The organism is Okeania sp. SIO2B9 (assembly GCF_010672505.1).
Taxonomy (GTDB): domain Bacteria; phylum Cyanobacteriota; class Cyanobacteriia; order Cyanobacteriales; family Microcoleaceae; genus Okeania; species Okeania hirsuta.
In genome coordinates, this window is the sequence record NZ_JAAHGK010001210.1 from 1 (window position 1) to 2331 (window position 2331).

Annotated in this window: 1 protein-coding gene; it reads left to right on the top strand. The window is 33.8% G+C overall.

Going from position 1 to position 2331, the window contains the following annotated elements:
• The first annotated feature begins 871 nt into the window (after positions 1-871).
• Positions 872-1762 (top strand): alpha/beta hydrolase, encoded by an 891-nt coding sequence (locus F6K13_RS29020; protein ID WP_124154206.1) that lies wholly within the window; start codon positions 872-874, stop codon positions 1760-1762.
• Positions 1763-2331 lie beyond the last annotated feature (569 nt).

Consider the following 2331-nt stretch of genomic DNA (forward strand, 5'->3'; position numbering starts at 1 on the left):
GATATAAATAGGACTTACACATGAACGCTATTGGTAGGGTGTGTTAGCGCTAGCGTAAGGTACCAATAACCCTTGTGTAGTGTATTTGCGTAAGTCCTGATAAATAAATAGTTTCTAGGATGAGAGAGAAATCAATTCTCAGCAAAATTTTCTAGTTTCCTTTTTGCCCTATGATTTTTGATAATTGGTATCACAAATGAAAGATAATTTGAAAAAATATCTAATTTATTATTGTACTAGCTAAAAAAGGAAGAAGGAAGAATAAATTAAGAGAAAGTCAACAATGATGTAAATAAATAGTTTCTAGGATGAGAGAGAAATTAATTCTCGGCAAAGTTTTCTAGTTTCCTTTTTGCCCTATGATTTTTGATAATTGGTATCACAAATGAAAGATAATTTGAAAAAATACCTATCTTACTATTATCCCTGGTTAAAAAGCAAGAATAAAGAAGGAAGGATAAATTAAGAGATTAGAGATAAGTCAACTCTCGGCAAAATTTTCTAGTTTCCTTTTTGCAGTATTATTTTTGATGATTGGTATCGCAAATGATAGATAATTTTAATTTTTTTAAAATTGACTATTATAGCAGGTTAAAAAGCAAGAATAAATAGGGAATGAAGCTGATAGCTGAATGCTTACGAAAATGTTTAAATAAATATAGACTTTAAGGTCAAAGTAACCTGCTTTTGTAAAATTTAGTTATGACTAGATTCTGGCTTAATAATATCCCTTAATATAGGGTTTAAAGCAAGAGCAAAAACAATAGCTGATAGCTGACGGCTGTTTGCGCAGCATCACCTAGGAAATGCTTACATAAATTATCAATTATTTCCCCCCTACTCCCTACTCCCTACTCCCTCTTTTTCAGAAATGTTAAATAATTATCTATCTAAAGCATCATATCAAGCAGTATTTCTTGGCTATAACTTTTTACCAATAATTACTTGGAAAATATTATCAAATCCCGCTGCTGAAATTGTGGCATTTTTCAACAACTATCGTATTCATAAACAGATTACATATTTGACTGTCAATAACTACGATTTAAAATTAGACATTTATCAGTCCCTCACCACCAAACCCCACCCAGTAGTTATTTTTATTCACGGTGGTGGTTGGGTAGACCGCCCAAAAGAAGTGGAATTATTTTTTTTATTGCCATATCTGAAAATGGGTTTTTCCATTGTGAATGTGGGGTATCGTTTGGCAGCACAGTCATTAGCACCCGCAGCAGTAACAGACTGTCAGTCTGCTTTAGGTTGGACGATAAAAAATTCCCAGAAGTACAATTTCGATCCGGAAAAAATCATTGTCAGTGGTTTTTCTGCCGGAGGTCATTTAGCCATGACAACTGCTATGTTACCTACTTCTGCTGATGAAGAATTGAAGGTAGCTGCGGTAGTTAATTGGTATGGCATTACGAATGTCAAAGATTTACTTGAGGGGCCGAATATTCGAGATTATGCTCTGGAGTGGATGGGCAACCAGAGCGATCGCTTAGAAATTGCTGAGAGTATTTCCCCTATTAATTATGTACATTCTGAACTTCCACCAATTTTTACTGTTCACGGTGATGCCGACTTAAGTGTCCCATATAATCATGCTGTGAAATTCCACGAAGCACTTAATCAAGCTAATGTACCGAATCAGTTATTAACTATTTCAGGGGGTGGACATGGAGGATTTAGTTATAGTCAAAATATGAAAGTTTATAAACATATTGAGAATTTTTTCATAAAAAATGATTTATTAGGTGATTAAGAATTAGGTGGTCGTAAATAGTCATGGTAGGGGCCAAATTAAGGGTTTTTATACAAATTCACTTTTAGGATGTTACAAATAGTCAGCAACTGATGATATGGAATAATAGGTTGAAATTATTGTAGAGTCAATACTTTATAGCGGTTTTCACAAAGGTAGTACAAAGCTTCTACCTTCTGCCTTTAAGCCAAAATCTCTGTATTCTATTGTTCATGAAAAACGCTATAAGTCTATCAACTTTTACTTCTAACTTCTGACTTCTTTTACTTCTAACTTCTGACTTCCGTGAAACGGTATAGCAATTCCCAATTCCCAATTAATATTTCTTTACTATTAATTTTGACCACCACCTAATTAACTGCCAAAATGGCTGGAAAAACCAGAAAAAACTGAGGCAGTGTTGTTAACCTTAATCAATCAAAACAAATGTTATATCTGAGTGAATTTCCAGTAGTTAATTCAGCAGTTGGTATGATATTACCAATTTTTTTTGCACAGGAAACAATAACTCCACCACCAGAAATAGACCCAGCTGTGGTTGATGGTATTATGACTGCGATAAACTTAGC